Origin of the sequence: Halorientalis sp. LT38, from assembly GCF_037031225.1 — an archaeon.
GTDB classification, from domain to species: domain Archaea; phylum Halobacteriota; class Halobacteria; order Halobacteriales; family Haloarculaceae; genus Halorientalis; species Halorientalis halophila.
In genome coordinates this window covers 2,495,567-2,522,565 of record NZ_JAYEZN010000001.1, presented here as the reverse complement: position 1 = coordinate 2,522,565, position 26,999 = coordinate 2,495,567, and the positions used below count along the sequence as shown (strand labels likewise).

Annotated in this window: 26 protein-coding genes and 2 tRNA genes; 20 read left to right on the top strand and 8 right to left on the bottom strand. The window is 67.6% G+C overall.

The window, feature by feature from the left end; translation table 11 throughout:
* Window positions 1-16: 16 nt before the first annotated feature.
* The gene (locus U5918_RS13020; protein WP_336001785.1) at window positions 17-1,459 is read right to left on the bottom strand and encodes a response regulator; all 1,443 of its coding nucleotides are present in this window, start codon (window positions 1,457-1,459) and stop codon (window positions 17-19) included.
* Window positions 1,460-1,811: 352 nt separating this feature from the next.
* On the opposite strand from U5918_RS13020, the gene U5918_RS13015 reads away from it, so the two are divergent.
* From U5918_RS13015 to U5918_RS12990, 6 genes are all read left to right on the top strand, one after another.
* Window positions 1,812-2,660 (top strand): RNA ligase family protein, encoded by an 849-nt coding sequence (locus U5918_RS13015; RefSeq protein ID WP_336001784.1) that lies wholly within the window; start codon window positions 1,812-1,814, stop codon window positions 2,658-2,660.
* A gap of 249 nt (window positions 2,661-2,909) precedes the next feature.
* A complete protein-coding gene (locus U5918_RS13010) occupies window positions 2,910-4,265 on the top strand; it encodes a hypothetical protein (RefSeq protein ID WP_336001783.1) in 1,356 nt (451 codons plus the stop codon).
* A gap of 168 nt (window positions 4,266-4,433) precedes the next feature.
* Window positions 4,434-5,348: an ABC transporter ATP-binding protein gene (locus U5918_RS13005; RefSeq protein WP_336001782.1), complete on the top strand. Its 915-nt coding sequence runs from the start codon at window positions 4,434-4,436 to the stop codon at window positions 5,346-5,348.
* Window positions 5,345-6,154, top strand: coding sequence for an ABC transporter permease subunit (locus U5918_RS13000; protein ID WP_336001781.1), 810 nt, complete (start codon window positions 5,345-5,347; stop codon window positions 6,152-6,154). The genes U5918_RS13005 and U5918_RS13000 overlap by 4 nt, the downstream gene beginning before the upstream one ends.
* On the top strand, window positions 6,151-6,969 hold the full coding sequence (locus U5918_RS12995; protein ID WP_336001780.1) for an ABC transporter permease subunit: 819 nt from the start codon (window positions 6,151-6,153) through the stop codon (window positions 6,967-6,969). Before U5918_RS13000 ends, U5918_RS12995 begins: the two co-directional genes overlap by 4 nt.
* A gap of 66 nt (window positions 6,970-7,035) precedes the next feature.
* Entirely contained in the window at window positions 7,036-8,004 is a 969-nt protein-coding gene (locus U5918_RS12990) for a DUF5787 family protein (protein ID WP_336001779.1), read from the top strand.
* A gap of 19 nt (window positions 8,005-8,023) precedes the next feature.
* Here U5918_RS12990 and U5918_RS12985 read toward each other — a convergent pair whose 3' ends face one another.
* A complete protein-coding gene (locus tag U5918_RS12985) occupies window positions 8,024-8,848 on the bottom strand; it encodes an MBL fold metallo-hydrolase (protein ID WP_336001778.1) in 825 nt (274 codons plus the stop codon).
* 55 nt (window positions 8,849-8,903) lie between these two features.
* Window positions 8,904-10,271, bottom strand: a complete 1,368-nt coding sequence (locus tag U5918_RS12980; RefSeq protein WP_336001777.1) for an ATP-binding protein — start codon at window positions 10,269-10,271, stop codon at window positions 8,904-8,906.
* Between the two features lie 263 nt (window positions 10,272-10,534).
* Here U5918_RS12980 and U5918_RS12975 point away from each other — a divergent pair, with 263 nt between their 5' ends.
* The gene (locus U5918_RS12975; RefSeq protein ID WP_336001776.1) at window positions 10,535-11,689 is read left to right on the top strand and encodes a thiolase family protein; all 1,155 of its coding nucleotides are present in this window, start codon (window positions 10,535-10,537) and stop codon (window positions 11,687-11,689) included.
* 555 nt (window positions 11,690-12,244) lie between these two features.
* Window positions 12,245-12,946 (top strand): DUF47 family protein, encoded by a 702-nt coding sequence (locus U5918_RS12970; RefSeq protein ID WP_336001775.1) that lies wholly within the window; start codon window positions 12,245-12,247, stop codon window positions 12,944-12,946.
* A 172-nt stretch (window positions 12,947-13,118) separates the two neighbouring features.
* On the opposite strand, the gene U5918_RS12965 is transcribed toward U5918_RS12970, so the two are convergent.
* A complete protein-coding gene (locus U5918_RS12965) occupies window positions 13,119-15,089 on the bottom strand; it encodes an aconitate hydratase (RefSeq protein ID WP_336001774.1) in 1,971 nt (656 codons plus the stop codon).
* A 177-nt stretch (window positions 15,090-15,266) separates the two neighbouring features.
* On the opposite strand from U5918_RS12965, the gene U5918_RS12960 reads away from it, so the two are divergent.
* From U5918_RS12960 to U5918_RS12945, 4 genes are all read left to right on the top strand, one after another.
* The gene (locus U5918_RS12960; RefSeq protein WP_336001773.1) at window positions 15,267-15,731 is read left to right on the top strand and encodes a deoxyuridine 5'-triphosphate nucleotidohydrolase; all 465 of its coding nucleotides are present in this window, start codon (window positions 15,267-15,269) and stop codon (window positions 15,729-15,731) included.
* A gap of 80 nt (window positions 15,732-15,811) precedes the next feature.
* Window positions 15,812-17,239: a DUF7282 domain-containing protein gene (locus tag U5918_RS12955; protein WP_336001772.1), complete on the top strand. Its 1,428-nt coding sequence runs from the start codon at window positions 15,812-15,814 to the stop codon at window positions 17,237-17,239.
* Window positions 17,240-17,327: 88 nt separating this feature from the next.
* Window positions 17,328-17,861 carry a peptide-methionine (S)-S-oxide reductase MsrA gene (gene msrA / locus U5918_RS12950; RefSeq protein ID WP_336001771.1) on the top strand — a complete coding sequence of 178 codons (534 nt, stop codon included), beginning with the start codon at window positions 17,328-17,330 and terminating at the stop codon, window positions 17,859-17,861.
* Window positions 17,862-17,945: 84 nt separating this feature from the next.
* Window positions 17,946-18,242, top strand: a complete 297-nt coding sequence (locus tag U5918_RS12945) for an amphi-Trp domain-containing protein (RefSeq protein ID WP_336001770.1) — start codon at window positions 17,946-17,948, stop codon at window positions 18,240-18,242.
* A 341-nt stretch (window positions 18,243-18,583) separates the two neighbouring features.
* Here the strand turns inward: U5918_RS12945 and U5918_RS12940 are convergent.
* Window positions 18,584-18,654 (bottom strand) — tRNA-Gly (locus U5918_RS12940).
* Window positions 18,655-18,958: 304 nt separating this feature from the next.
* Between U5918_RS12940 and U5918_RS12935 the strand changes: the two genes are divergently transcribed.
* Both U5918_RS12935 and U5918_RS12930 read left to right on the top strand, forming a co-directional pair.
* Entirely contained in the window at window positions 18,959-19,843 is an 885-nt protein-coding gene (locus tag U5918_RS12935) for a DUF4397 domain-containing protein (protein WP_336001769.1), read from the top strand.
* A gap of 128 nt (window positions 19,844-19,971) precedes the next feature.
* Complete coding sequence (locus tag U5918_RS12930) at window positions 19,972-20,826, top strand: NAD+ synthase (protein WP_336001768.1); 855 nt, start codon at window positions 19,972-19,974, stop codon at window positions 20,824-20,826.
* Here the strand turns inward: U5918_RS12930 and U5918_RS12925 are convergent.
* The gene (locus tag U5918_RS12925; protein WP_336001767.1) at window positions 20,823-21,461 is read right to left on the bottom strand and encodes a hypothetical protein; all 639 of its coding nucleotides are present in this window, start codon (window positions 21,459-21,461) and stop codon (window positions 20,823-20,825) included. The two genes, U5918_RS12930 and U5918_RS12925, sit on opposite strands and share 4 nt — an antisense overlap.
* Window positions 21,462-21,536: 75 nt before the next feature.
* Complete coding sequence (locus tag U5918_RS12920; protein WP_336001766.1) at window positions 21,537-22,223, bottom strand: enoyl-CoA hydratase/isomerase family protein; 687 nt, start codon at window positions 22,221-22,223, stop codon at window positions 21,537-21,539.
* A gap of 61 nt (window positions 22,224-22,284) precedes the next feature.
* Between U5918_RS12920 and U5918_RS12915 the strand changes: the two genes are divergently transcribed.
* The 4 genes from U5918_RS12915 (at window position 22,285) to U5918_RS12900 (ending at window position 24,313) form a co-directional block, all read left to right on the top strand.
* Window positions 22,285-23,010, top strand: a complete 726-nt coding sequence (locus U5918_RS12915; protein WP_336001765.1) for a DUF7114 family protein — start codon at window positions 22,285-22,287, stop codon at window positions 23,008-23,010.
* A 48-nt stretch (window positions 23,011-23,058) separates the two neighbouring features.
* Window positions 23,059-23,130 (top strand) — tRNA-Thr (locus tag U5918_RS12910).
* Between the two features lie 425 nt (window positions 23,131-23,555).
* Entirely contained in the window at window positions 23,556-24,026 is a 471-nt protein-coding gene (locus U5918_RS12905) for an FxLYD domain-containing protein (protein WP_336001764.1), read from the top strand.
* A 68-nt stretch (window positions 24,027-24,094) separates the two neighbouring features.
* Window positions 24,095-24,313 (top strand): glycine zipper 2TM domain-containing protein, encoded by a 219-nt coding sequence (locus U5918_RS12900; protein ID WP_336001763.1) that lies wholly within the window; start codon window positions 24,095-24,097, stop codon window positions 24,311-24,313.
* 25 nt (window positions 24,314-24,338) lie between these two features.
* Here the strand turns inward: U5918_RS12900 and U5918_RS12895 are convergent, their stop codons facing one another.
* On the bottom strand, window positions 24,339-24,617 hold the full coding sequence (locus tag U5918_RS12895; RefSeq protein ID WP_336001762.1) for a helix-turn-helix domain-containing protein: 279 nt from the start codon (window positions 24,615-24,617) through the stop codon (window positions 24,339-24,341).
* Between the two features lie 197 nt (window positions 24,618-24,814).
* On the opposite strand from U5918_RS12895, the gene U5918_RS12890 reads away from it, so the two are divergent.
* Both U5918_RS12890 and U5918_RS12885 read left to right on the top strand, forming a co-directional pair.
* Entirely contained in the window at window positions 24,815-25,135 is a 321-nt protein-coding gene (locus U5918_RS12890; RefSeq protein ID WP_336001761.1) for an EMC6-like membrane protein, read from the top strand.
* A gap of 2 nt (window positions 25,136-25,137) precedes the next feature.
* Window positions 25,138-26,967 carry a ribosome biogenesis/translation initiation ATPase RLI gene (locus U5918_RS12885; protein ID WP_336001760.1) on the top strand — a complete coding sequence of 610 codons (1,830 nt, stop codon included), beginning with the start codon at window positions 25,138-25,140 and terminating at the stop codon, window positions 26,965-26,967.
* Window positions 26,968-26,999: the final 32 nt, after the last annotated feature.

Sequence of the window (26,999 nt, the reverse complement as noted above, 5' to 3'; positions counted from 1 at the left end):
AAGGAGGAGTTCTGACTCAGGCGACGTTGGTGAACTCGAAGCGGGCGCCGCCGGTCTCGCCGTCGGTGATCTTCGTTTCCCAGCCGTGTGCGAGCGCGATCTGCTGGATGCTCGGCAGTCCCATCCCGTTCCCGTCCGCCTTCGAGGTGAATCCAGGCTCGAACGCCTGGTCTCGGTCCGCGTTCGGAATGCCCGGGCCGTCGTCCTCGACGTAGAACCCGTTGGCGAGTACGCCGACGCGGACCGTCGGTGACTCCGGACTGTGTTCGAGGGCGTTTCTGATCAGGTTCTCGAAGATGCGTAACAGCGCCGTCTCGTCGGCCTCGATTCGGATCTCGTCCGCGATGTCTTTCCTCGCGTCGGTGGTCTCCTGGGTCTCCCACGCCCGAGCGAAGATCGCGCCGGCGTCGACCGTGGTGATCCCGTCCACGACGCTCCTGGCCTCGATGGCGTTCGTGAGGTCGGTCAGCATATCGATCGCCCGTTCGAGCGAGTCGTGGACTTCCGTGAGATGGTCATCGGAACCCGTCTCACGCGCCAACTCGAGGCGGCCCAGTGCGATCTGTAGCGCGTTCCCCAGGTCGTGTGAGAGGACCCGTCCCAGCCCCTCCAGTTGCCGGATCGTCTCCGCTTCGTGGTGTTCCTTGAGCTTTCGATTCGACTCGTCCGAGAGGACGGCGACGACTTGCTCCGTCGGCCCGTCCTCGCTCCGGAGCGGGGCGGCGTTGATCGAGAGCCAGACGATCTCGCCGTCCGGTCGTTCGATGCCGTGTTCGACGTCGTAGAGGGGTTTGCCGGTGGCAGCGACCCGTTTGAACGGGACCGCATCGTCCGAAACTGGATCACCGTCCTCGTCGACGATCGTCCACGCCGTGTCGTCGAACGTCCGGTCAGCGATCTCCGCCTTCGAGAGTCCGAGCGTGGTCTCGGCGAGTTTGTTCGACCGGACGATGCTCCCCTCGCCATCGAGGACGACGACGGCAGATGGACTCAGGTCCAGTACGCAGTCCAGAAACGCGCGGCTTCGCTCGAGTTCGTGTTCGGTTCGGTAGCTCTGCACGCTGTTGCGGATCCGGTTTCCCAGCACCTCGTACTGGTCCGTCCCGACTCCTTTCTGCAGGTAATCGGTCACGCCCCGACTGATCGCTTCGCTCGCGATCTCCTCGCTTCCCTTCCCCGTGAAGAGCAAAAACGGGATGTCGGGGTGTGACCCCCGTACCGTCTCCAGAAACTCGAGCCCGTCCATCGGGGGCATCTCGTAATCGCTGACGATACAATCGATGTCGTCGGTCTCGAGCCGCCTGAGACCGTCACGCGCCTTCGTTTCCGTGACGACCTCGAAGCGATCGTAATCCCGTTCGAGAAAGAGCTTCACGACGTCTCCCAGCGCGGCGTCGTCGTCGACGTGTAGAATCCGGATGTGACGGGTCGTCCCGTCGCCCTCGGAATCGATATCCATACGTTCTCATCCCGCCAAACCGGGATAGCTCTATGGGAAGAATCATATTATTTATCCTATATATTCCAGACCATCTCGATAGGGCGCCCGTCCCGCTGATGTCTCGATATGCAGTATAGAGGCGTCAGAGACGGAGAATTCGGGGCCAGTATGTGGTGTGAGAAGTCGTATCGAGGAGCGTCGAGGAACGGTAGCACACCGAACACGAGAGGTTGTGTCGTGATTTTGACACTGTAATCTTCCGATATCCATCGGAAGAAAGGGAGTTCGACGTCGAGCGTGCCGTGCGACGCAGTCCGCGCTCCGATCCATCGGGAGAAACGATTACCATCCGGGCGAGAGAAGTGGAGACGTGAAGCAGTTCCCGTCGATTCCACGGGTCGCGAACGCCCCTGCAGAGCTCTTCGACAGCGGGCACCTCTGGCTCCTCGAGAAGGTCGACGGGGCGAACGTCCGGTTCCAACTCCGCCAGTCCGGGCGACTCAGATTCGGCGATCGGAGTCGCGTGTACGACGACCCGGATGAAGTCCCCGAGCCCTATAACCACGCCGTTCGACACGTCCAGCGGAATCTGGACCGCGACGCACTCCGCGAGGCGGTCGACGACGTCGAGACGGTCGTGTTCTTCGGCGAGGCGATGCACCGGCACGCGATCGACTACGACTGGGAGCGGACCCCGTCGGTTCTCGGGTTCGACGTGTGGTCAGCGACCGAGGAGCGCTTCCTGCAACCGGACGCCGCCGAGCGGATTTTCGACCGGCTCGGACTCGACCCGGTCCCAGTGATCGAGCGAGAGCGAAACGCGCGGGATTTCGATCCCGACTCGTACACCATCCCCCAATCGGCGTTCTACGACGGCCCGGCGGAGGGCGTGGTCGTCCGGAACAAGCGAGGCCAGCGCGCGAAGATCGTCCACCCAGACTTTCGCGAAGTCGACGATACGGTCCCGGTCGACGGGTCGGCGCCGGAACTGGCGCGGACGTTCGCGACCGACCGCCGCCTCCGGAAACTGGCGGCCAGACTCGAGGACCGCGACCGCACCGTCACGTTCCAGGCGCTCTACGAGCGGGTCCTCGAAGACATCGTCAGGGAGGAACACAAGCGACTGTATCACGGCGACGCGTCCGTCGACAGGAGCGAGTTCCGGTCCGAAGTCGCCGCACGGACGCGGGCCTTTCTCGACGAGTACGATCGCGAGTAAGCGGATCTTAGATACTCCAAATAATCGTACTTCAAAGTACGATACTCTAGAGTATCATACTCTGGAGTATCATCCTTTGCCACTGACGTCGAGACCGACCACGATCGATGGGGAGACCTGGCTGTCATGCAAAGGGAGCTACGACCGCGTCAGACACGTCCGTCTCGAGAAAGAGCGGTCCAGTACCTCGTTCTCGACGACGGGAAAACTGTCGATACCTCTTAGTGTCGCGATTGAACTCGTGCTACCATGGACGAGGAGTCGGCTGACGCACACGTCTCGTACTGGGAACGGTGGACCGACGACCGCGGCCCCTTCTATCGCTCCTGTGCGGTGATCCCGTTCGATTCCGTCTCGGAACCGAACAACGGCGAGCGCCCGGAGATCACCTTTTCGACCGGAGTCCCGCGACTCATGCTCCGGAACCTGCCGACCCTCCTGCTCGCGGTGCTCGTTGTGTGGACCCCGACCACCCTCGCCGCCCAGCTGACGGCTGGCCGACTCTCGCTGGCCGTGCCCCGACCGGGGCTCGAAACGGTCGCCCTCCTGCTCCCGGCCGTCGCGATCGGCGGGCTCTGGATCTACCTGTTGTATCGGCTCCTGACGGGGACGCTCGACAGCACGGGCGTCCACCGGAGCCTCGTCTTCTTCGCCACGCTCGTCCCGCTGGCGGCTGGGACTGCCTACACCGTCTACGAGGCCTGGGCGAACCCCGGCACGGCGCCGGCGGTCACCGTCCAGGCCGGCTACTTCCTCTTCGTCCTCGTCGCCGGCCACCTGGTCTACGACGGCCTCGTCCTGCGGACGGAGAACCTGCTCGCCGAACTCGGCGACTCCGAAATCGTCGACCGGGCGGCCTACGCGACGTTCCGCGAGGAGCGGCTGAGCAGGATGGGAGCGACCGTCGACGTCGGCCCGATCACCGTGTCCCGGTCGGTCGCCTTCACGGCAGCGCTGTCGTTCGTCCCGCTCGCGCTCCCGTATCTGACCCTCGGCTGGAACGTCTGGACCATGATCGCTTTCGTCCCGTACTCGGTAGTGACGGTGCTGATCGTCGCCGTCGCCTACGACGCGTTCGTCCTGATCTACACCTTCATGGAGCTCCTGCGGCGGGATATCCTCGTCTACAAGCCCTTCCACCCGGACGACCACGGCGGGTTCCGTGATCTGGGCCGGTTCGCGACCCGGCTGAACGTCGTGCTGGCCGTCACGGGCGGCTACGTCGCCTACCGGTTCGTCGTCGAGGGGCTCTACTACTTCTCCGCTCAGGCATCGCCCCTGGAGATGGTCACCTGGATCGTCTCCTACGTCGGGCCAGTGGTCGCCTACGTCTGTTTCACGCTGTTCTGGCTGTACCACTCCTTCTGGAAACTCCACCGGAAGATGGAGGAGGGGCGCAGGAAGCAGGTGGAGCTGCTCCAGCGACGAGAGCGCGACCGACACGACGACCCCGACGGCCGGACCGAAGCGTTCGCGGACCTGAACGTCGACGCGCCGGCCTGGGAGTCGCTGCAGGGGGCCCCGACCTGGCCGATCAAGCGACAGAGCCTCTTCGGCATCGTCGTGCTGGACTCGGTGCCCGTCCTGGCGACGTTCGTGTTGTGAGCGCCGAGAATCGACTGCGTCGATTCTCCTGCTCCCATTTTCGCTTCGCGAAAAGTGGGACCGCCGAGTACTGAAGCCCGTCGGCGACCCCGCTAACCCCCCAGTCGCTGTTTCCGAGCCGGAAAATCACCGTCCCCATTTATCCCTGTCCGCCGTGCTGACACGAACATGGCGGCAATCGAAGCGAACGAGGTATCGAAGCGGTTCGGGACCCTGATCGCACTGGACAGGGTCGACCTCAGCGTGCCGGAGGGAGAGATCTTCGGCTTCCTCGGGCCGAACGGGGCGGGCAAGTCGACGTTCATCAACCTTCTACTCGACTTCGTCACGCCGACGCACGGCTCGGTCGAGCTGTTCGGCCACGACTGCCACGCAGAGGGCGTCGCGGCCCGCGAACGCATCGGCGTCCTCCCGGAGGGCTACTCGGTGTTCGAGCGGCTCACGGGTCGCCAGCACGTCGAGTTCGCGATCGAGTCCAAGGACGCCGACGACGACCCCATCGAGATCCTGGAGCGGGTGGGGATCCGCGACGACGCGGACCGGCAGGCCAGCGACTACTCGAAGGGGATGGCCCAGCGCCTCGTCCTCGGGATGGCCCTCGTGGGCGAGCCGGACCTGCTCCTGCTTGACGAACCGACCACCGGCCTCGACCCCAACGGCGCAGCGGACATGCGCCAGATCATCCGCGAGGAGAACGAGCGGGGCGCGACGGTCTTCTTCTCCAGCCACATCCTCGAACAGGTCGAGGCGGTCTGCGATAGGGTGGGAATCCTCCAGGACGGCGAACTCGTCGCCGTCGACACCATCGAGGGCCTCCGGGAGTCCCTCGGTGGCGGGACGAAGCTCGTGATCGACGTCGATCACCTGGAGAACGGGACCCTCGAAGCCGTCCGGGGCGTCGAGGGCGTCGAGACGGCGGTCGAACAGGACGAGGGGACGATCGAGGTCACCTGCCGGAACGACGCGAAGATGGACATCCTGGTCGAACTCCACGGGGAGGGCGTCGACGTGCTGAACTTCCGGACGGAGGAGGCGTCCCTCGAGGACATGTTCATCGAGTACACCGGGGCCGGCCGGCGATGACCTGGGACGTCATCGCGCGCCAGGACTGGCGGCGCACGGTCGCCGAGCGCTCGACGAAGTTCCTGCTCGGCCTGCTCGCGTTCGCGATCGTGATCGCGGCGTACGTCTACCCGATGGCGGGACAGGAACCGTACACCACCGGCCGGTTCGCCGGCTTCGTCGAGGGGAGTCTCACGACGCTGGTCCCCATCGCCGGCGTCCTGCTGGGGTACAACGCGGTCGTGAGCGAGCGGGCCTCGGGCGCGCTCAGGCTCTCGCTGTCGCTTCCCCACAGTCGCCGAGATCTGGTTTTCGGGAAGTTCCTCGGCCGGGCAGGGGCGGTTGCGGCGACCGTCGTCGCGTCGATGGCGGTTGCCGGCTTCCTCGTCGTCTACCCCTTCGGCTCGCTGGAACCGCTCCGCTTTCTCGCGCTCGTGGGGCTGACGGTCTGGTTCGCCGGGATCTGGACGGGGCTGGGCGTCGCCGCCTCCATCGCCGCCTCGACGAAGCGCCGGGCGCTCCTGCTCGCGCTCACCCTCTTCTTCCTGTTCGTGATGGTCTGGGAGACGATGGAGAACGGTCTCCAGTTGGCGTTGAGCTTCCTCGGGTTGATAGAGGGCGACCTGCCCGACCCCCTGCAGTTCGTCTTCGGGCTCGAACCGGGGGCCGTCTTCGGCCGCCTGACGGACGGGTTCGTCGACCCCAGCGCGAGCCTCGGCGGCCCGTGGTACCTCGGGAAGTGGGTCGCGCTGGTCCTGTTCGTCCTCTGGCTGGTCGGCCCGCTCGGGCTCGCCTACCGGCGCTTCGCGGAGAGTGATCTGGCGTGAGCTGGCGCACTTTGGCGGCGAAGGACGTCCGGGACGCGGGCCGGTCGAAGATCACCGTGCTGCTGACCGCGCTGTCGGGGGTCCTCTATCTCGGGACCGTCGTGGTACACGATTACATCGGCGATCCGAGCTTCCCCGCCTTCGTCGAGGCACTGGCCGGCGTCGTCGCCGTGGTCCTGCCGGCCGTCGCCATCCTGCTCGCCTACAAGTCAGTCGTCGACGAACGCGAGTCCGGCGCCCTGTCCCTCACGCTCTCGATGCCCCACTCCCGAAAGGACGTGGCGCTGGGGACGTTCGTCGGGCGAACGGTCGTCACCGTCGTCCCGACGCTGGCGGCGCTCGCCGTCGCGGGCGTCGTCGGCGCCGTCCGCTTCGACACGGCGGGGGCGCTCTGGTTCCCGTGGTTCCTCCTCGCGACCGCGCTCTACGGCACCGCGTTCGTCGGTATCGCGGTCGGGCTCTCCCTGTCCACGACGGTCGACCGCTGGATCACCGTCGGCGGGCTGGGCGGCTACCTCCTGCTGGTCTCCTTCTGGGACAGCCTGCACTCGCTCGTGCTCGTCGTCTTGCACCGCTTCGACCTGCGCGTCCTCCGGGACGTGCCGGACTGGGCGCTTTTCTTCCGGCTGCTGCAACCCAGCGAGTCCTACGACCGGCTGGTCAGATCCGGGTTCGACGTGGACCTCGCCGGGCTCTACGTCGCCGACGGCGCGCCCGTCTACGTGGGCTGGTGGGCCGCCCTCCTCGTCCTCTGCCTGTGGATCCTGGCGCCCCTGGCCGTCGGCTACCGCCGGTTCCGGACCGCGGACCTCTGAGCCCGACGCGGCACTGCGCCGGCCGGAGGCGCGACGCTTTTGCGCGTCCCGCTCCTGCCTTCCCTCGTGCGCGAGTTCGCGTTCGAGGTGGCGCTGTGTGCGCACCTGGAGAGCGAACGCGACGCCGTCATCGCCCGCCAGCTCGGGACCGGCCTCCACGGCAACCGGGTCATGGACGTCGTCCTCGTCGACCCCGGCCCGGATCTGGCCGAGCGAGCCGCGATCACCCCCGAGCGGATTCCCGCACCGGCCATCGAGAGCGCGGTCGGCCCGGGCCGGACCCGCTACTGGAAGGACGCCTTCGAGATCCACCCCGACCGCGCGGAGTCGGTGGTCGAGCGCGCGGTCGAACTGGGCTTCTTCGAGCGAAAGCGGCGCAACGGTCGGACCTACGTCCGCCAGACCACCCGGTACCCCGAGCGCTGGTTCGGCGAGCTCGTGGGCATCGAGAACAAGCCCGATCTCGGCCGCCCCGGCGATCTGGAGACCCAGCTCCGGAAGGACGTGAGCCTGGGCCTCCTCGACGCGGTGATCCTCGCGACGGAGTCACACGTCACCCGCGCCCACCTCAACCGCATCCCCGAGGAGATCGGCGTCTGGCGCTTCCACCCCGACACCGCCGAGCGCGAGGTCGTCCGGGAGCCGGAACCGCTCTCGCCCGACGAACCGGGAATCGACGTCCTCGAACGCCGGCCCGCGAGGGCGGACGTCGCGGTCGTCTCCGCCGCCGAGAAGCACCGCCACCGCCGTCGGATCGCCGAACGCGCCTACGGCAAGGGCTGGCGAACCTACGACTTCCCGGGCTGTGAGGCGATCGAGGCGGTCGAGCGTTCGGGACGCGACGGCCTCCCTTACTGCGAATGGAAGGGCCGACTCGTCGATCCGGCGCGCGAGTGCGGGCCCGACTGTGCGGGGCACGACCCTGCGGATCCGCCCGAGTTCGATCGGGAGGGGGCGCGGGCTACGGGACAGCCCTGGGAGCCGGATCCCGAGGGCCGACAGCGTCGGCAGTCCGGGCTGGATCGGTGGGGCTGAAGAGTGCAGATTCGACTGCTCAGAGTTCGTACCGCTCGCCGTCGACGGCCAGTCCGTCGCCGAAGGCCTGGTCGGCCGAGATGTAGTGTGAGACGTGGACCACGCGCGTCCGGTCGGCTCCGAGGTCCTCGCCCAGCGATTTCGCGCCTTCGACGGTCATGTGCTTGGTCCCGAACGTCCGCGGGACGCCGTCGGCGTCCTCGTGGGCCCCGCCCAGCGGGTGGTGCTGGCACAGGTCCGCGGTGACGATCCCGTCCGCGAGCAGGAGGGCCGGATCGGCCAGGACCTCGCGTGACCGTTCGGGGACGTCGTAGCTCGTATCGCCCGAAAGCGAGAGCTTCGCGCCGGTTTCGGGGTCTTCGATAGCCAGCCCGTAACAGACCAGCGGCGGGTGATCGACGGGGACCAGCGTCACCTCGAAGCCGCAGGTCTCGAACGACTCGAAGGGGGACTGGGCCGAGACCGTGACGGCGTCGAGGTAGTCGTAGTCGCTCCGGATCGTCTCGGCGACGCTCTCGCCTGTGGCGGGGTCGGTCTCGTCGGCGGCGTACACGGGCAGGTCGGAGAAGAGGCGGTAGGCGTTCCCGAGGCCGTCGAGGTGGTCGAAGTGGATGTGGCTGATCACGGCCGCGTCGGGGAGGTCGACGTCGCGTTCGAGGAACTGGTAGCGAAAGTCCGGGCTGGCGTCGACGAGGAGGGACTCACCGGTGCGCTCGTTGCGGACGTGAACGGAGTAGCGCGTCCGTTCGACGCCGCGCTCCCGGGCCGCCTCGCAGGTGTCACAGGAACAGCCGGGCGTCGGCGTCCCCGTCGTGTCGCCGGTCCCCAGCAGCGTGACCTCCATCGCCGGAGGAAAGAACCGCCGACTGCCTAAATCCCGCGATTACCGATCGGGCCGTTCAATCGTGGCTGTGGTCGTGGTCGTGGTCGTGACCGTGGCCGTCGGCCTCGACTTCCTCGTCGTCGCCGCCGGAGATGTCGCCGCCGGCGACGAGCGCGTCGGCGTCGCCGTCGATCATGTCCAGGTTCTTCAGGTTGTCACGCTCCTCGAAGCCGGCGACTGCGTCCTCGAGGTCCTGCTGGGTCAGGGTGGTCCGTTCCTCCGTCAGCGCCTCGAGGACGGCCTCCCGGAGCACGAGGCGGAGGTCGCTCCCGGTGAGGCCCTCGGTCATCTCCGCGAGGGTGTCGGGGTCGAAGTCGGCGATGTCCATCTGGCGGGTGACGACCCGGAGGATGTCCGAGCGCATCGTCCGGTCGGGCTTGGGGAAGTTGACGATCTCGTCGAAGCGGCGCCAGGCCGCGGCGTCCAGCTGGTCGGGGTGGTTGGTCGCGCCGATGAGCAGGACGTCGTCGTCGATGAGGCTGATGTCGTCGATCGACTTCAGGAGGGTGTTGACCGCGCGCTTGATCGCGGCGTGTTCGTCCGACGAACGGGTCTTGGCCACGAAGTCGAACTCGTCCATGAAGAAGATACAGGGGGAGAGCCGGCGGGCCACCTCGAAGGACTTCTCGACGTTCTTGGCCGTCTCGCCGAGGTACTGGCTGGTGATCATCGACAGCTTCACCTCGACGAACGGGAGGTCGAGTTCGCGGGCGAGCGCTCGCGCGACGGAGGTCTTCCCGGTGCCCGGCGGGCCGACGAACAGGAGCTTCCCGATCTCGCGCAGGCCGATCTGGGCGAGGTAGTCGCGGTGTTCGATGGCCTTGACGATCTTGTGGATCTCCCCCTCCTGGTCCTCGGTGAGGACGAGATCGTCCATCGTCATCTCGACTTCCTCGGGAGCGCGGATGTCGACGAGGTCGAGCATCTCCTCTTCCTCCTCGTCGTCGAAGTACTCGTCGAGCAGGCTGTCGATCCAGGCGCGGTCGGCGCGCGCGGGCCGGTTCAGCTCGCGGGCTTGCTCGTAGTCGACCTCGAACTCGTCGCCGTAGGCGGCCGCTAGCGTCGGGTTCGTGCGGAGCCGCTCGGCGTCGACGCGGTCGAGGAACCACTCCTCTGCCATCTCGCGGTCGGTGAACTCGATGTCGCCCGAGAAGTCGTCGCGGTCCGTGAACATCAGCCCCGAGATGGCGTCCCAGGGGCCCTCGACGCCGGTCGCCTCCTCGGCGGTCGTCGCCGTCACGGAGAGGGGCCGCTCGATGCTACCGTCCGTCCAGAACACACCCCGATAGGTCGGCGGGAGATCGTCCGCTTCCAGGTCGCGGTCGCCGTTGTACACTGTCGCTGTCAACAGGAACTCGACGACGTCCAGCTCCGGGTCACTCATTCCCGGCAGATTTGGTCCGCGACCGATATAAGCCCCCCGAAGTCCGGCGAGCGAGCGTCCCCGACGGCGCCCCGATCCGACCCGAACGCGACGGGGCCGTCACCCCAATCGTTCACCGATCCCCGTGGTGGATTTTCAGCTGTAAGCCTTCTATACGAGGGAGTTAACAACCGAATACCGTTCCCGTGGCGGCGGCGACAACTGGTAGTGCCGGTGCTGGGAGTTCGACGGGATTTAACACTATCGACCCTGATGGGTCTGACATGGCAGCCAACACGCCAGTCGTTGTCAAAGCGTACCGTACACCGCAGGGGAAGGAGGGCGGCGTCTTCTCGGACGTCCGTAGCGAGGACCTCTCGATCCCGCTGATCAACGAGATGCTCGCCGAGACCGGCCTGGCGGGCGACGACGTCGACGACCTGATCTGGGGCTGTGCCCAGCAGCGCGACGAGCAGGGCAACAACATGGCCCGCGTCATCTCGCTGCTGTCGGACCTGGGCGAGAGCGTCCCCGCGACCACCGTCAACCGCTGGTGTGCGTCCTCCGCGCAGGCGATCATCTCCGCGGCCGACGCCATCCGCGCCGGCCAGCGCGACGTCATGATCGCCGGCGGCGTCGAGAACATGTCCCGCGTCGAGATGGGGGCAAACACCGCCAACGTCCACCCGCGGCTCAACGACCACTACAACGTCATGGACCTGCAGATGGGCATGACCGCCGAGAAGGTCGCCGAGGAGTACGACATCTCCCGGCAGGAGCAGGACGAGTACGCCGCCCGCAGCCAGCAGCGCGCCTGCGAAGCCACCGACGAGGGCCGCTTCGACGACGAGATCATCCCGATCCAGGGCACCGACGACGAGGGCGAGGAGATCACCGTCGAGGAAGACGAGGGCCTCCGCCGCGGCACCACGGCCGAGAAGCTCGAGGGCCTCCCGACCGTGTTCAAGGCCGACGGGACGGTCACCCCCGGCAACTCCAGCCAGATCTCCGACGGCGCGGCCGCGACGATGCTCACCAGCAAGGCCTTCGCCGAGGACCAGGGCCTGGACATCCTCGCCGAGGTCGGCGGCAACAACGTCGCCGGCGTCGACCCGACGGTCATGGGCATCGGCCCGATCCCCGCGGTCGAGGGCCTCTGTGAGCGCACCGGCCGCGACCCCGAGGACTACGACCTCGTGGAACTCAACGAGGCCTTCGCCTCGCAGTGTTACTACTGCCAGCAGCAGCTCGGCTTCGACGACGACATCTACAACGTCAACGGCGGCGCCATCGCCATCGGCCACCCGCTCGGGGCCTCCGGCGCACGCCTGCCCGTGACGCTCGTCCACGAGATGAACAAGCGCGACGCCGAACTCGGCCTCGCGACCGAGTGCGTCGGCTTCGGTCAGGGTGCGGCCATCGAGTTCGAGCTGGCCTAGATCCGTCGCACCGGACACGTTCCTTTCTTTGAGTCGGCATCGAGTAGGAAACCCGTAGCCCGCCGTAGCCAGCCGTTTCGGCGCTCACCCGTCGCGACAGGGTGGCCTTACGAGCAGCCGGGGCGACCGTATCGGAAAAAATAGCCCCATAACTACGGGAGAACTGGCCGAACCGACGGCTGGAGGTGGCCGCTGGCGACATCGTCGGCGCCCCAGCCGGTCACGGTGGCGGTACGCATCACCTCCCGCGGCGTCTCCAGCCGTCGACCCCGACCCGTCCTCGGTCTCCCGGGGACCATCCTCTCCCACTTTCCTTCCGGACGACCGCGCCACGCCGGTCACAGCGCGAAAAGGAAATCGAGTTCCTGAGGGCCCCGACTGCGCCGGGAGGTGTACGCGGGGTCCAGACGACCGGATCGGACGGCGGTTGGCCCGTCCCCCGCTTGATTTCACGATCGCGAGGCTTCGTTCAACCGGCGCGTCACTATACCCCTCCCCGGCGCTACGAACCCCTCATAGCAACGGCTTACGCACTGGCCGGGGACGGTCGAGCCGATGCACGAGACACCCACCAGTGCGTTCCGGGCCGAGTTCGGCGCGGTCGCTGCGGCGTACCTCGACCGGGTCGCGGACTGTACCGGGAGCGTCCGCCCGGGTATCGAGTACTATCAGTGCGACGACACGGAAGCGTTCTGTGGCGAACTCGAACGCGTCCGCCGGATCGAATCGGAGTGCGACGAGCGGCTCGCGACGGTGCGCCACACTATCGGCCGGTCGATGGAACCGAACTTCACGCCGATGTACTTCCGTCCGGGGAGCGTCCTCGATCTGTTCGCCCGCACCGACGAGGCCCCGAACCACGTCGAGGCGTTCCTCGGCGGACTGGCGGCCACGAAGCCGTCGCTGTCGGCGACCCTCGCGGCCGATCTCGTCCGAATGGGCGATCTGATCGTCGATGCGGTCGATGTGCTCGCCGCGGCCGTCTCGGACCTGTTCGCCGGGCCGGACGACAGGCGAGTCGACGCGGTCCACGAGGCGCGCGACACCGTCGCGGACCTCGAGTCGCGGTGCGACACCGTCCGCCGGAAACTGGTCTCGGAGGCTTTCGCCGAGCAGTCCACCGCCGACGCGCTGGTCGTCAGGGGACTCGCCGTGACCCTCGATCGCGCCATGGACGCCGTCGAGGACGCCGCCGAACGGGCCGTCTACCTCGACATCGCCGCGGTGTCGGCGGACGAGTTCGCCGACACCGACTAGCGGGGCGCGCTCGGGATCACGGAGTAGGCTGGCGGACGCGAGCAGCTCTGACTCGATCGTTCGACGGCCTCGTCGCTACCGGAGCGGGCGCGAAAGAAAAGTCGGAGTCGATGATGGCCTCGCGGCTGACGCCGCTCGGCTTAAACGAGGACTCGCTCCGCTCGTCCTCGCTCTAGTCGTCCGCAGGCGCGTCCGAACCGCTGGCGGCCTTCTTCTTCGTGTGGGAGAGCTTCCCACCGTCGGCGAGGATCTGTCGCTCGCGCTCGGAGGCGTCCAGCGAGGCGGTGAGTTCCCAGTCGTCGTTGACACGGACCGTGAACTCTTCCTGCCCGGTGCGGACGGCCTCGGCGACGTCGTCGACGATCTCGATGTCGTCGCCCTGCTCGATCTGCTCGTAGTCCTCGGCGCTGATCTCCAGCGGCAGGAGGCCGAAGTTGAACAGGTTCGCCTTGTGGATGCGGGCGAAGCTCTGTGCGAGGACGCCCTCGATACCGAGGTACATCGGACAGAGGGCCGCGTGTTCGCGCGAGGAGCCCTGGCCGTAGTTCTCGCCGGCGACGAGGAAGCCGCCGTCCGAGTCCAGCGAGCGCTGGGCGAACGTGTCGTCGACACGCGAGAGGGTGAACTCGGAGAGCTTGGGGATGTTCGACCGGTACATCAGGATGTCCTGCGTGGCAGGGATGATGTGGTCGGTCGTGATGTTGTCCCCCATCTTCAGGAGGGCCTCCCCGTGCAGCTCGGCGTCGAGTTCGTCCTTCAGCGGAACGTCGCCGATGTTCGGCCCCTTGACGAGCGAGTCGTCGACGGGGTCGTCCGGCGTGATGATGTCGTTCTCGGCACCCTCGTACTGGTCGGGAAGCTCGAAACCGGGCGCTTCCATGTCGCCGAGTTCGTCGGCGAGGGTGCGTGGGTCGACGATCTCGCCCTTGATGGCCGCCGCGGTGGCGACTTCCGGCGAGCAGAGGTAGACGTTGTCGTCCTCGATGCCCGAGCGGCCCTCGAAGTTGCGGTTGAACGTCCGCAGCGAGACCGAATCCGAGCCGGGGACGTGGCCGATGCCGATACAGGCACCACACGTCGCCTCGGAGTAGTTGACGCCGGCCGCCATCATCTCGGCGGTCCAGCCCTCACGGGCGAGCATCTCGCTCGCCTTCTTGGAACCGGGGGCGACGATCATCTCGGTGTCCGGCTGGATCGAACGGCCTTCCAGCATCTTCGCGGCCGGGAGGATGTCCTCGTAGCCACCGTTCGTACAGGAGCCGATCATGACCTGGTCGACGTCGACGCCCTCGACCTCGCTGACGGGGACGACGTTGTCCGGCATCGACGGCTCGGCGATGAGCGGTTCGAGATCCGAGAGGTCGATGACGAGTTCGTCGTCGTACTCGGCGTCCTCGTCGGGCTGGAGCTCGACGTACTCGTCGTCGCGGCCCTGGCGCGCGAGGTAATCCTCGGTCTTCTCGTCGGTCGGGAAGATCGAGGAGGTCGCGCCCAGTTCCGTCCCCATGTTGGTGATGGTCGTCCGCTCGGGGACGCTGAGGCTCTCGACACCGGGTCCGGTGTACTCGAAGATCTTGTTGACCCCGCCCTTCACGCTGAGGCGGCGCAGCATCTCGAGGATGACGTCCTTGGCGGTCGCCCACTCGGGCAGTTCGCCCTCGAGACGGACGTTGACGACCTCGGGCATGTCGATGTAGTACGCGCCGCCGCCCATCGCGACGGCCACGTCCAGCCCACCGGAGCCGATGGCCAGCTGGCCCAGCCCGCCTGGGGTCGGCGTGTGGGAGTCCGAACCAAGCAGCGTCTTGCCGGGCGCGGCGAAGTTCTCCTTGTGGACGTTGTGGCAGATACCGTTGCCCGGACGCGAGAAGTACGCGCCGAAGGTTCCGGCGGCCGAACGCAGGAAGCGGTGATCGTCCGTGTTCTTGAAGTCGAACTGGTAGGTCTGGTGGTCACAGTACTGGGCGGCCAGTTCCGTCTGGACTTCGTCGAGGCCGAGCGCCTCGAACTGCAGCCATACCAGCGTCCCGGTCGTGTCCTGTGTCAGGACCTGATCGATCTCGATCCCGATCTCCTCGCCCGTCTCCAGCTCGCCTTCGACGAGGTGATCGTCGAGAATTTTCTCCGTAAGCGTCTGTCCCATAACGTCTGTCCGTCGCGGGTCCGCGGACATAAATCATGCGAGTTTCTGATTACAGGGTTACCACAGTACTAGTACCCCTTTGAGACCCTCCCATGCGGTATGGAAGCGAGGAACGTGCGCCAACGACCCTCCTCGGCGGACCGCCAGCGTTTTGCGAGTCCTCCGCGCGCCCCCTCTATGTTCAGAAGCGGCGCGTTCCTCGCCGATCGACTCGGCGAGCTCCGCGAATCGCAGGTACAGCCCAACGGCGTCGACCTCACGCTCGACGCGGTCTTCGAGCAGACGAGTGCGGGACGGATCGAGCGCGAGGGCAAGACCGTCGGCGACCGCCGGGAACTCGACCCCGACGACGACGGCGTCTACCACCTCGACGAGGGCGGCTACGTCGTCCGCTACGCCGAGCGCATCGTCATTCCCGAGGACCACGTCGGCTTCCTCTACCCCCGCTCCTCGCTCCTGCGTAACTCCTGCATGCTCGACACGGCCGTCTGGGACGCCGGCTACGAGGGCCGCGGGGAGGGCTTGCTGGAGGTTCACCACCCGATCGAACTCCAGCAGGGAGCCCGGATCGCCCAGTTGACGCTCGCCCGGGCCGAGCACGAGGACACCTACGACGGCTCCTACCAGGGCGAGAACCTGTAGCCGGCTCCGCTCCGGTGGCCACATCGCCGCCCAACCCGTCCACAGCACTGAAATACTCGCTCGTGGAACTGGTGTGGTAGATGCTACCCCGTCGGTCGATAGCCGCCGCGACACCGCCCCTGTTGGTGTTCGTCGCCGCGCTCGCGCTCGTCGCGACGGCCGGTGTCGCGGCCGGCACGACGACCGGCGGGACGAGTGCACAGGCCGCCGCCCCGAACGTGACCACGTTCGTCGCGCCGGGGGACGCGCTCACCGCGCTCTGGGCGGGTCAGGCCGACGACCAGTTGACGCGACGACCGCGCGTGACGCCCGCGGACGCGCTCGTGGTACGCGTCTCGACGCCCGGACTGGGCTCGGCGGTCGCGGCCCAGCCCGGCAACACCACGACCGAGCGGTTCCGCGCACTCCTGTCGAGCGACCGCGCGTCACTGACCGGCGTCGAGATGGGGACCACCGACCGGCCCCCGCGCGTCATCGACCCCACGAGCGGCGATCTCGCGGTTCGAGAGGCGGGTGCGGACACCTACGACCTGATCTACGACGCCGGCGCGTTGCGGGCGACGGACGACCAGAACGGCAACGACCGCGCCGACGACGGCGGTGCCACCACCGTCTCGCCGACCAAAGTCTTCCGGCTGACCTTCACCCTCGACGGCACGAGTGGGAGCAGCAACCTCGGCGTCTTCCCCGCCTCGATCGCGTTCTCGACCCCGACGAGCGACGACGTGGAGCTGTCGCCACTGCCCGACCAGAAACTCGTCGGGCGAACGCCGCTGGCCCCCGGCACCACGCTGTCGATCGCGCTCGACGCCGTCGGCCACCCCTTCGCGATCGAGCGAACCGCTACGGTGAGAGACCGCCGGCGACCCTACGCCAACCTCACGCTCGACCTCAGCGACGCGCCGGAGGGCGTCCCGGTCACGGTCACCGCCCGCCTGAACGGAGTCGTCGTCCGCGAGACGGAGGGGCGCATCCGTCGTCTCGGCGCCTCGTTCACGACCGGGACGACGACCGATCCGCGGAACGAACTCGTCCTCCGGAACGTCTCAGCCGCCGTCGACGGTTTCCTCGTCGTTCGGGACGGCCCCGACGGGCCGCTGATCGCGAACCAGCGCCTCGCGGCCGGCGAGGGCCAGTCGGTGACCGTGCCGTTCAGGGAGTCGGCGACGGCCGACTCGATCACCGTGACAGCCTACGTCGACGTGGACGACGACGGCGTCCTCGACCGCGGCGGACCCGACCGCCCCTTCCGCCGCGACGGCGACCCACTCTCGCGGACCGTCGCCATCACCGACCTCACCGCGGAGACGCCCTCGACGCCGACGCAGACGCCCACCCCCACCACCGAGCCGCCGACGACCGCACCGGCGACGGCATCCGGCGCCACGGCAGACACCCCGGCGACCGCCTATCAGGTGACCGACGCCAGCGGCGACGGGTTCGGACCGCTGCTCGCGCTCGTCGCGCTGGCCGCGTTCGCGGTGGCGGGACACCGCCGGCGAGCATAGACCGCAACGCCTTCCGGACGACCCCCGCCGGATGGGCACCCTGCTCGCCCGCGCCACATACATACGGATCGGTCCCCTAACCCGGGACATGACAGAGACAGCGACCCTCGGCGGCGGGTGCTTCTGGTGCGTCGAGGCGGCCTTCGAGGAACTCGCGGGCGTCGAGTCGGTGACCTCCGGATACGCCGGCGGCCACGCCGACGACCCCAGCTATCGCGAGGTCTGCGCCGGCACCACCGGCCACGCCGAAGTCGTGCAGGTCGAGTACGACCCCGCAGCCATGGACTACGAGGACGTGCTCGAGGTGTTCTTCACCGTCCACGACCCGACCCAGAAAAACCGACAGGGCCCCGACGTGGGGACCCAGTATCGCTCGATCATCCTCACCCACGACGACGACCAGCACGCCACCGCCGAGCGATACGTCGCGGCCCTCGACGAGGACGGCGGGTACGACGACCCTGTCGTGACCGAGATCGAGCCCCTGGAGACCTTCTACCGCGCCGAGGAGAAACACCAGAACTACTTCGAGAAGAACCCCCGCGACGCCTACTGCCGGATGCACGCCCAGCCCAAAGTCGAGAAGGTCCGCGAGAAGTTCCGCGAGAACGTCGAAGCCTGACCGACGGCGACGACCCGACGGTCGGCCATGCCGCCGGACCGCGCCATTGATCCTTCGTCGCGACCTACCGCGCGGTGATCGAGCATGTCCGACCCAGAGGCCCCCGACGAGGCCGAGCGCACGACCATCCGCACCGGCCGCGCCTTCGAGCAGACCTACCGGCTCGACGCCGCCGAGGCCGGTCGCTTCCTGATCGACCTGGGCGAGCAGTTGCGCGACGGCGACGACCTCACCATCGCGACCGACGAGTGGGAACTCCCCTTCGCCTTCGGCGAGCCCGTCGAGCTCGAAGTCGACTTCGACGGCGTCGGCGACCCCGAACTCGAGATCGAACTGGAACTCCCCGGCCGCCCCGACGAGCGCGCACCGGACGTGGAGTGAGCTCCCGCGTTTCGATTTCGATACGCACGTCAGTTCGTCACAGAAATGCGCTCACGGCTCCCGTCGGTCGCCGTTCACAAAATCGAGACGCTCACTGGCGTTCGCGTCTCGCATGCACCGGCCGGGATTCCCGTGAGCGAAGCGAACGGGAAGTCGGCCGGCAAACGACCGCAGGGAGTGCGCCGGCCGGGAATTGAACCAGAGCCAGACGTGCTCGCTCCGGGAGAGCAAGCTCTCCCGTGCTCCCGTTCGCTCCGCTCACGGGAACTCCGCTGCGCGCGACTGGCAGGGCTACAATTCCCGGAACCGCAGTCGGGACTCACGAATAGTTCGTCCCAACATGCGCCGGCCGGGAATTGAACCCGGGCTATGAGCTTGGGAAGCTCATGTCCTACCACTAGACCACCGGCGCTCGCTCGTTCCACTCGCTCTCGCCGAGCCCTGCGTCACTTCGTTCCGCAGGACACCGGCGCACTCACTTCGTTCGTGCCCCGAGCTCCACCTCGCTCCGCTCGGTGGAACACCGGCGCTCGACTCGTCGTACCTCGTCCCGGCACTTGAACGTAGCGCTTCCGTCGACTGGTCCGCCGACCGACCGTTGCACGTCGAGTAAGCCCGGGCAAACCGAACCCCCACCGATCTGTCCCCCGGACAACTGTTGCACGGCGTCGCTACGCCATAAATAACGAAGCGGACCAGGCCCCTGGGCTCGGTGCATGCAAGCAACCAGGTTACGCAGCGCCGCCAGCGTCGTCCTGCTGGCCGTCCTCCTCGGCGGGTTGGTCCTCGCCGGCTCGACGGCCGCCGCCGCACAGGACGGCAACGAGACGAACGAAACCGAGGAACTGCCGGTCACAGTCCAGAACGAGACGGAAGAAGACGGCACTGCCGACGTCCGGGTCGTCCACGCCTCCCCCGACGCGCCGCCGGTCGACGTACTGATCGACGGTGAGGCCGTCCTCGAGAACGTCTCCTTCGGGACCGTGAGCGACTACCTGGCGGTCGACGCGGGCGAGCGGAACGTGACCGTGACCGCCGCCGACGACCCCGACACGGTCGTCTACGAGGAGACGCTCCCGATCCAGGCCGGCGCGTACACCGTCGTCGCCGCAGGTGAAGTGAGCGAGGACGCCGAGGAACCGTTCAGGCCCGTGCTCCTCCTCGACGGCGCGGCCGAACCGGACTCGAACGAGTCGCTCGTCCGCCTCGCACACCTCGTCCCCGACGCGCCCGCCGTCGACGTGACCGTCGCCGAGACCAACACCACCCTCTTCGAGAACGTGAGCTTCGGCAACAGCTCCGACTACGAGGCCGTGCCCGCCGGTGACTACACCCTGGAAGTGCGGCCCGCCGACGCCGAAGCCGACGCCGACCCGGTGGCGACGGTGAACGTCACGCTCGACAACGCCACCGCCGTCACCGCGTTCGCGGTCGGCTACCTCGACCCCGAAGCGGCGCCCGGTGACGAGCCCTTCGACGTGTTGCTCGAACCCGACCTGCTCTCCGAACCGACCGCGGAGGCAAACGCCACCGTGACCCCGGACATCCCCGTCGCGCCCGGTGGAGAGGAGACGCCGAACGAAACGACGCCGGGCACGTAGGTGACGCGCCGCGGCGGCTCGGCCGGGACGCCCCCGGGCCGTTCGCTTTCGGACCGCCGAATTCGACGAACGTCCGGAATCCGAGCGACAGCGGGACGTATTAGTCGCGCCCGGCCCAAAGAAGGGGTATGGCAGAAACGGACGCGATCGCGCGGGCCGGGCGGCCGCTCGACCTCTCCCTGTCGGACGCCGAACTGGAAGCGCGACGCGAACACGTCACCTCGTTCATCGACGAGCAACTCGACGCCGCGGGCGTGGACGACGCCATCATCGCCCTCTCCGGCGGCATCGACAGCACCACGACTGCGTACCTCGCCGTCGACGCGCTCGGTGCCGACAGCGTCTTCGGCCTGGTGATGCCCAGCGAGGTCAACCGCGAGGAGAACATGAGCGACGCCGAACGCGTCGCCGAGACGCTGGGTATCGACTACGACGTGGTCCCGGTCGAACCCGTCGTCGACTCGATCCTGAACGTGTTGCCGGGCATCGAGCCGGACGTCAACACCGAGACCGAACCGCTCCGGATGGCGGTCGGCAACCTCCGGGTCCGCGCGCGGACGGTCGTCAACTACTTCTACGCCAACCAGCGCGACGCCCTCGTCCTCGGGACGGGCAACCGGAGCGAGGCGCTAGTGGGGTACTTCACCAAGTACGGCGACGGCGCGGTCGACTGCCACCCCATCGCGAACCTCTACAAGGGACAGGTCCGCCAGCTCGCCAAACACCTCGGGGTCGAGGACGACCTCGCGGAGAAGACCGCCAGCGCGGAGATGTGGTCGGGCCAGACCGACGAGCAGGAACTCGGGCTGACCTACGAGACGCTCGACTCGATCCTGGCGCTCCACGTCGACGGCCCGCTGTCGAAGGCCGCGACGGCCCGCGAGATCGAGGTCGAGCCCGCAGTCATCGACCGGGTCCGTGACCTGCACGCGAAGAGTGCGCACAAGCGTCGGCAGCCGCCGGGGCCCGAACCGCTGTTCTAACTCGACTGTTCGGCGACGATCCGGATGGAGTCACCCTCCTGCAGGACGTACGAGGACGGATCGACGTCGTTCCCGTTGACGGTGACGGTGACGTTGTCCTGGCCCGCCTCGTAGGTCGTCCCGTCGAAGGTGACGGAGTCGTCCGTGACGCCGATGCCCAGGGTGGACATGGCGTACTCCAGGGTCACGTCCTGTGCGTGTTTGTGCCACTGCTGGCCGTTCCCGTTCTCGAAGTGGAACGGATCGGCCGCCAGCTGGTACTGCTGCTGGCTGAAGTCGAGCTGCTGGCCGTCGATGGTCACGGCGATGGTCCCGTGCTCGTGGACCGAACCCACGCCGTACGGCGTCTTTTCGACGTCCCCGACGTCTCCGCTCGCGGCCGCCGGCCCGCTGGCGCCGCCGCCGTCGTTGACGAAGAACATCACGTACGCCAGCACCACCACGGTCAGCAGGACGACACCGCCGAGGATGACCGGTCCCGTCGGGAACTCGCCGTCCTCCTCGGCCCCGACGTGATCGGCGACACGACGGCGATCGATGCGGCTCAACTCCGATTCGTCGTGGTCCGCGTGCAGGTGCTCGAGATAGTCCCCCTCCGCCTCGAACGACGCGTCACAGTAGTTACACTCCGGCATGATCTCCCCGTTACCTATCGACCGGCTATGAGGGGCGCCGGTTCAACCTTTTCGGTCCGACTGGTCGCGCGGCCGCTACGCGCGGTCGAAGTCGACGGTCGAGTGCAGGTCGGCGAATGCAGCCGCCTCACGCCGTTCCTGTTCGGTCGCGGCGTCGTCGTCCCGCAGCCGTCGCTTGATCGCCGCCAGCGCGCCGTGATCGTTGGCCGCCAGTTCCGTCGCCACCGCCCGGGGATCGGCCGTGATCCGCGAGAGCAGGCCCATCCGGAGGGCGGCTTCGGCGTCGACGACCCGGCCCGAGAGGGCCAGGTCCATCGCTTCGCCCTCGCCGACGACCCGCGGGAGCCTGACGGTCCCGCCCCAGGCACCGAACAGGCCGAATTCCACGGCGGGTTCGGCGAACGTGGCGCGGTCGGTGCCGACCCGGACGTCACACGCCAGCGCGAGTTCGACGCCACCGCCCCGCGCCGGACCGTCGATCCCCGCGACGACCGCACTCGAACTCTCCTCGATGGCGCGTGCGACGACCTGCCCGTGGACGGCGAACTCGCGGGCCTCGTCCCCCTCCAGGTCGGCGACCACGTCGAGATCGGCGCCGGCGCAGAAGGCGTCGCCAGCGCCCCGGAGGTAGACGACAGGGGCGTCGGTCTCGGTGACGGCCGCCTCCAGCGCGTCGAGCCCGTCGATCGTCAGGGCGTTGCGGCGCTCGGGCCGGTCGAGCGTGACGACGCGGACGTCACCGTCCCGCTGGGTCCGTATCATGGCCAGGCCGTGGTCGGTCGTTTCCAAAGGTCTTTGCCTTTCGCCCCGCTAGCCCGGCGTAATGGAGGAAGCCGCTGCGGTCCGACGCGCGGCTCTGGACGCCGTCGACGACGTCGATCCCGAGCGCCTGTTCGAACGCATGGCCGAGCGGATCGAGGCGGGGTCGATGGCACCGGGGGCGCTGACGCTGTGCTGTGCGGCGGCCGTCGACGAGGCCGCCACGACGGAGGGGGTGGCCGATCGCGCCGCGGGGGTGCAACTGATCTACGAGGGCCTGCGCCTCACCCGCTCGCTCGCCCAGGCCGAACCGTGGGCCGGCGACGCCCCGGCGGACTGGACCGCCTCGGACCTCGCCGCCGAGCGCCCGGACGACGCCGACGGAAAGACCGGTGACGCCGCCGCGGCCGATCTGGACGTCCTCGTCGCGGACATCCTCGTGGCTCGCGGATTCTACCTGCTCGCGCGAACCGAGGCTGCCGACGCCGCCGTCACCGTGGTCCGGTCGTTCGGCCAGGACCAGACCGTCCGCCGCGAGACCGACGACGAGGCACTCGACGGCAACCTGGAGGCCGACGTGCTCGAACTGGCCGTCGTCGCGGGCACCACCGCCGCCGGCGGGAGCGCCTCGCGGCGCCTCCGCGAGTTCGCGACCGGCCTCGCGACCGGGGCCGCCACGTTCGAGACCGCCGAGGCCGTCGTCACGCCAGAGGCCCGCGAGCGCCTGGCCGCGATCGTGGGGAGCGACCCCTCGCCCGCTGGCGGTGCGCGGACCTCCGCCGACCACTAAATCGAAACGCATAAAGACAATCTCCTGCAACTCACGAGTGCGATACGCGCCTGGGTAGCTTAGCGGTAAAGCGCGTCCTTGGTAAGGACGAGACCCCGGATTCAAATTCCGGCCTAGGCTCTTTTCACGACGCAACGACGGAGGAGCGACAGCGACGATGGAGTTCGGGAGTGAGAAGAGCCGGCAGCGAAATTTGAATCCCTGCCAGTCCCGCGAGCAACGCGAGCGGGACGCTGTCAGAGCATCGCTCTGACAGCAGTCGCAGCGCGAACGGAGTTCCCGTGAGCGCAGCGAACGGGAGCACGGGAGAGCTTGCTCTCCCGGAGTGAGCGACCGTCTGACTCTGGATTCAAATTCCGGCCTAGGCTTTCTCCGAGCGCCTCACCTCAGAGCGTCAGCGCCCGGTTCGGCAGGTTGCGGGCCCGGTTTCGAACGGATCCGTGGCAGGAACCTAACCTCTCGAAACCCGCGCAGAGAACGCCCCAAACGGCTTCCCAATCGATAATAGAGACACGTTTATCAGATCGGCGACGCTCGGAACGCGTATGAAACGACGTGCCTTGCTGACGGCGGCAGGAGTGGTGCTCACCGGGGGCATCGCCGGTTGCTCGGAAGAGCGCGAGTACGAACCCGGATCCGGTGACGGGTCGAACGGTGGCGACGGCGGGAACGGATCCGAGCCGATTCCGACCCCGGAGGCGACGCCGGAAGATCGGCCACCGGCCGAGTCGCTCACGATTCTGGAGCACTCGGTCGTGCGCACCGAAGAGGGGACCGACTGGGAGACGCTGTCGGTCGAGGGACGTGTGCGAAACGACAGCGACCGACAGTTCGGCTACGCCGAGATCCGCGTCCGGTTCTACAACGCCGACGGCGATCTGCTCGACTCGATGATCGACAACGTCAACGACCTCGACCCCGGCCAGGTGTGGCAGTTCTCGGTCCCCTTCCTCGGGTGGGGCGCGGAGGCGCAGGCGGTCGACGACTACGACATCGCGGTCGGGACGACGTTCTAGGGGCGTCGGTCCGTACCGGTGGGGGAGCACACCGTATCTTTATCCGGCTCGTGGCCGTCTGTAGAGACATGGGACGCATCAAGCGCGCGCTGAGTCGTGCACGGTACGCAGCAATGGGCGGCGCGGTCGGCGGGGCGGTCGGCGGCCTGTTCAGTCGCAACGCAGCGAGTACGGGGGCGGCGATGGGTGCGCTGATCGGGGCGACGCTCGGCGAGAAGCGACCGGGCGTCGAGGCGGCCGTCGAGCGCGTCACAGAGAGAACAGAGCGGGCGACGGCCGAGCAGTAGCGAGTTTTCCACCGGGTCGGGACGTCTAATCGGAGACGGCCGATTCGGTGCTTTCGGCGGCCTGTTCCTCGGCATCGTCGACGATCTCGTAGAGGTTCTGCCGGGCGTCGGCGAAGTAGACGTCTTCGTCGACGGCACCGACCTCTTCGAGGCGTTCCAGGGCGTACCGGACGGTCCGCGCGGACAACATCGACTCCTCCACGATCCCCTTCTGGGTGAGCGGCCCGTTGTACTCCAGCACCTTGTACACGAGCTTCGCGCTCGGCGGAAGGTCCGCCAGAGTCTCCCCATCGGATTCTGCCATCGCGTAGACGGTGGCGCGCCGGGTCCATAAAGATTGATGCATGGCAGTCTCGGGCGCTCCAGTCCCGATTTCAGCGGTGGGGAGTGGATCCCCGGGCCGCCGACGGCGGGTCGTCGATGGCGCGCCGCGAGCGCGCGACGCCGAGCCAGCGGGCCGACAACGAACGGTTTTTGGGGCCCGATAGCGGAGTGAGGGGTATGGCAACGGACACGGCCGAGCGGCGGGCCTCACACGTCCGCGGGCTGAAAGTGACGACGCTGTCGGCGTTCGCCGGGCTGGCGGCAGCCGTCGGCTCGTCGGTGGTCACCGCAGGCCTCGACCCCGCGACGGCCGCGACCACCGACACCGCCTTGCTGGTCGTCCTCGGAGCGATCCTCGTCCAGTTTCCGCTACTGAAGCTGCTGGGCGTCGACGTCGACGACTTCTCGGCGAAGGACTACCTCTACGTCGGGTTCATGACCTTCTCCCTGTGGTTCGTCTCCTGGGGCGTCCTGCTCAGCGCCAACACGACGATCTAACAATGGCCGAAGACAGCATCGCCGTCGTCGACCTCGACAGGTGCCAGCCCGACCGCTGCAACTACGAGTGCGCGAACTTCTGCCCGCCCAACCGGACGGGCAAGGAGTGCATCGTCACCCGCGACGAGCGCTACGAGGACGCCGACATGTACGAGGGCGGCCCCGATCAGATCTCCATCAGCGAGGAGATCTGTCTGGGCGAATCCTGTGGTATCTGCGTCGAGAAGTGCCCCTTCGACGCCATCGAGATCATCAACCTGCCCCAGGAACTCGACGAAGAACCGGTCCACCGCTACGGCGAGAACGCCTTCGCCCTCTACGGACTGCCCGCCCCAGAGGAGGGGCAGGTGACCGGCATCCTTGGCCCCAACGGCATCGGGAAGACCACCGCCGTTCACATCCTCGCCGACGAGATGATGCCCAACCTCGGGGAGTTCAACACCGACCCCGACTGGGACCGCGTCCTCGAGGAGTACCGCGGGACCGAACTCCAGGACTACCTCGAAGAACTCCGCGACGGCGACGTGACCGTCGCGCGCAAGCCCCAGTACGTCGACCAGATCCCCGACCAGTTCGACGGAAAGACCCGAGAACTGCTCGAGCGGACCGACGAACGCGGGGCGCTGGACGACCTCGTCGAGCGGTTCGGGATCGAAGCGGTCCTCGATCAGGACATCGACTCCATCTCCGGCGGCGAACTCCAGCGCGTGGCCATGACCGCCACGCTGGCCCGCGACGCCGACTTCTACTTCCTCGACGAGATCACGCCCTACCTCGACATCGGCCAGCGCGTGACGGCGGCACGGATCGTCCGGGAACTCGCCGAGGAGGAGAATCGTTCGATGCTCGTCGTCGAGCACGACCTCGCCATCCTCGATCTCCTGGCGGACAACGTCCACCTGGCCTACGGGAGCCCGGGCGCCTTCGGGATCATCACGCCCCCGAAGTCCGTGCGCAACGGGATCAACGAGTACCTCTCTGGCTACCTGGAGAACGAGAACATGCGCATCCGCCAGGAGGAGATCGAGTTCGAGGAACACGCGCCCCGCACGGTGACGAGCGGCGAGGTGGTGGCGACCTACCCCGACCTCACGAAGTCCTACGGCGACGGCGAGTTCGGCCTCGACGTCGCGGGCGGCCAGATCCACGAGGGCGAGGTGCTGGGCGTCGTCGGCCCGAACGGGATCGGGAAGTCGACGTTCGCGCAGTTGCTCGCCGGCCGCCTGGATCCGGACGAGGGCGAGGTCGACGCCGACCTCGATATCTCCTACAAACCGCAGTACATCGAGATCGACCAGCACATGCGGGTCGACGCCTTCCTCCGGTCGATCACCGACGACTTCGGGTCGTCCTACTGGCAGACCGAGATCGCCCAGCCCCTCCAGTTAGAGCGGGTGATGGAGCAGAACCTCACCGACCTCTCGGGCGGGGAGCGCCAGCGGGTCGCCATCGCGGCCTGCCTCTCGAAGGACGCCGACCTCTACCTGCTGGACGAGCCGTCGGCCCACCTCGACGTCGAACAGCGCGTGCTGGCGACCGACGCCATCCGCCGCTACACCGAGATCCACGACGCCACGGCGCTGGTGATCGACCACGACATCTACATGATCGACCTGCTGGCCGACCGCCTGCTCGTCTTCGACGGCGAACCCGCCGAGTACGGGCACGCCTCCCCACCCAAGGGGATGCGCGAGGGGATGAACGAGTTCCTCGCAAACCTCGACGTCACCTTCCGCCGCGACGAGCGGACCAGTCGCCCGCGGGTCAACAAGCCCGGCAGTCAGCTCGACCGCCAGCAGAAATCCGACGGCGAGTACTACTACACCGACTGATCGTCGAAGTGGGGGAGCCGAACGTCGCCTTC

Bases quoted from the DNA above. Each gene is read 5' to 3' on its own strand.
- U5918_RS12925 (WP_336001767.1), bottom strand. From the start codon at position 21,461: ATGCCGGAGTGTAACTACTGTGACGCGTCGTTCGAGGCGGAGGGGGAC.
- msrA (WP_336001771.1), top strand. From the start codon at position 17,328: ATGACAGAGACAGCGACCCTCGGCGGCGGGTGCTTCTGGTGCGTCGAG.
- U5918_RS13000 (WP_336001781.1), top strand. From the start codon at position 5,345: ATGACCTGGGACGTCATCGCGCGCCAGGACTGGCGGCGCACGGTCGCC.
- U5918_RS13005 (WP_336001782.1), top strand. From the start codon at position 4,434: ATGGCGGCAATCGAAGCGAACGAGGTATCGAAGCGGTTCGGGACCCTG.
- U5918_RS12895 (WP_336001762.1), bottom strand. From the start codon at position 24,617: ATGGCAGAATCCGATGGGGAGACTCTGGCGGACCTTCCGCCGAGCGCG.
- U5918_RS12905 (WP_336001764.1), top strand. From the start codon at position 23,556: ATGAAACGACGTGCCTTGCTGACGGCGGCAGGAGTGGTGCTCACCGGG.
- U5918_RS12985 (WP_336001778.1), bottom strand. From the start codon at position 8,848: ATGGAGGTCACGCTGCTGGGGACCGGCGACACGACGGGGACGCCGACG.
- U5918_RS12945 (WP_336001770.1), top strand. From the start codon at position 17,946: ATGTCCGACCCAGAGGCCCCCGACGAGGCCGAGCGCACGACCATCCGC.
- U5918_RS12970 (WP_336001775.1), top strand. From the start codon at position 12,245: ATGCACGAGACACCCACCAGTGCGTTCCGGGCCGAGTTCGGCGCGGTC.
- U5918_RS12920 (WP_336001766.1), bottom strand. From the start codon at position 22,223: ATGATACGGACCCAGCGGGACGGTGACGTCCGCGTCGTCACGCTCGAC.
- U5918_RS12965 (WP_336001774.1), bottom strand. From the start codon at position 15,089: ATGGGACAGACGCTTACGGAGAAAATTCTCGACGATCACCTCGTCGAA.
- U5918_RS12900 (WP_336001763.1), top strand. From the start codon at position 24,095: ATGGGACGCATCAAGCGCGCGCTGAGTCGTGCACGGTACGCAGCAATG.
- U5918_RS12955 (WP_336001772.1), top strand. From the start codon at position 15,812: ATGCTACCCCGTCGGTCGATAGCCGCCGCGACACCGCCCCTGTTGGTG.
- U5918_RS12975 (WP_336001776.1), top strand. From the start codon at position 10,535: ATGGCAGCCAACACGCCAGTCGTTGTCAAAGCGTACCGTACACCGCAG.
- U5918_RS12980 (WP_336001777.1), bottom strand. From the start codon at position 10,271: ATGAGTGACCCGGAGCTGGACGTCGTCGAGTTCCTGTTGACAGCGACA.
- U5918_RS12915 (WP_336001765.1), top strand. From the start codon at position 22,285: ATGGAGGAAGCCGCTGCGGTCCGACGCGCGGCTCTGGACGCCGTCGAC.
- U5918_RS12930 (WP_336001768.1), top strand. From the start codon at position 19,972: ATGGCAGAAACGGACGCGATCGCGCGGGCCGGGCGGCCGCTCGACCTC.
- U5918_RS13010 (WP_336001783.1), top strand. From the start codon at position 2,910: ATGGACGAGGAGTCGGCTGACGCACACGTCTCGTACTGGGAACGGTGG.
- U5918_RS13020 (WP_336001785.1), bottom strand. From the start codon at position 1,459: ATGGATATCGATTCCGAGGGCGACGGGACGACCCGTCACATCCGGATT.
- U5918_RS12890 (WP_336001761.1), top strand. From the start codon at position 24,815: ATGGCAACGGACACGGCCGAGCGGCGGGCCTCACACGTCCGCGGGCTG.
- U5918_RS12935 (WP_336001769.1), top strand. From the start codon at position 18,959: ATGCAAGCAACCAGGTTACGCAGCGCCGCCAGCGTCGTCCTGCTGGCC.
- U5918_RS12885 (WP_336001760.1), top strand. From the start codon at position 25,138: ATGGCCGAAGACAGCATCGCCGTCGTCGACCTCGACAGGTGCCAGCCC.
- U5918_RS12960 (WP_336001773.1), top strand. From the start codon at position 15,267: ATGTTCAGAAGCGGCGCGTTCCTCGCCGATCGACTCGGCGAGCTCCGC.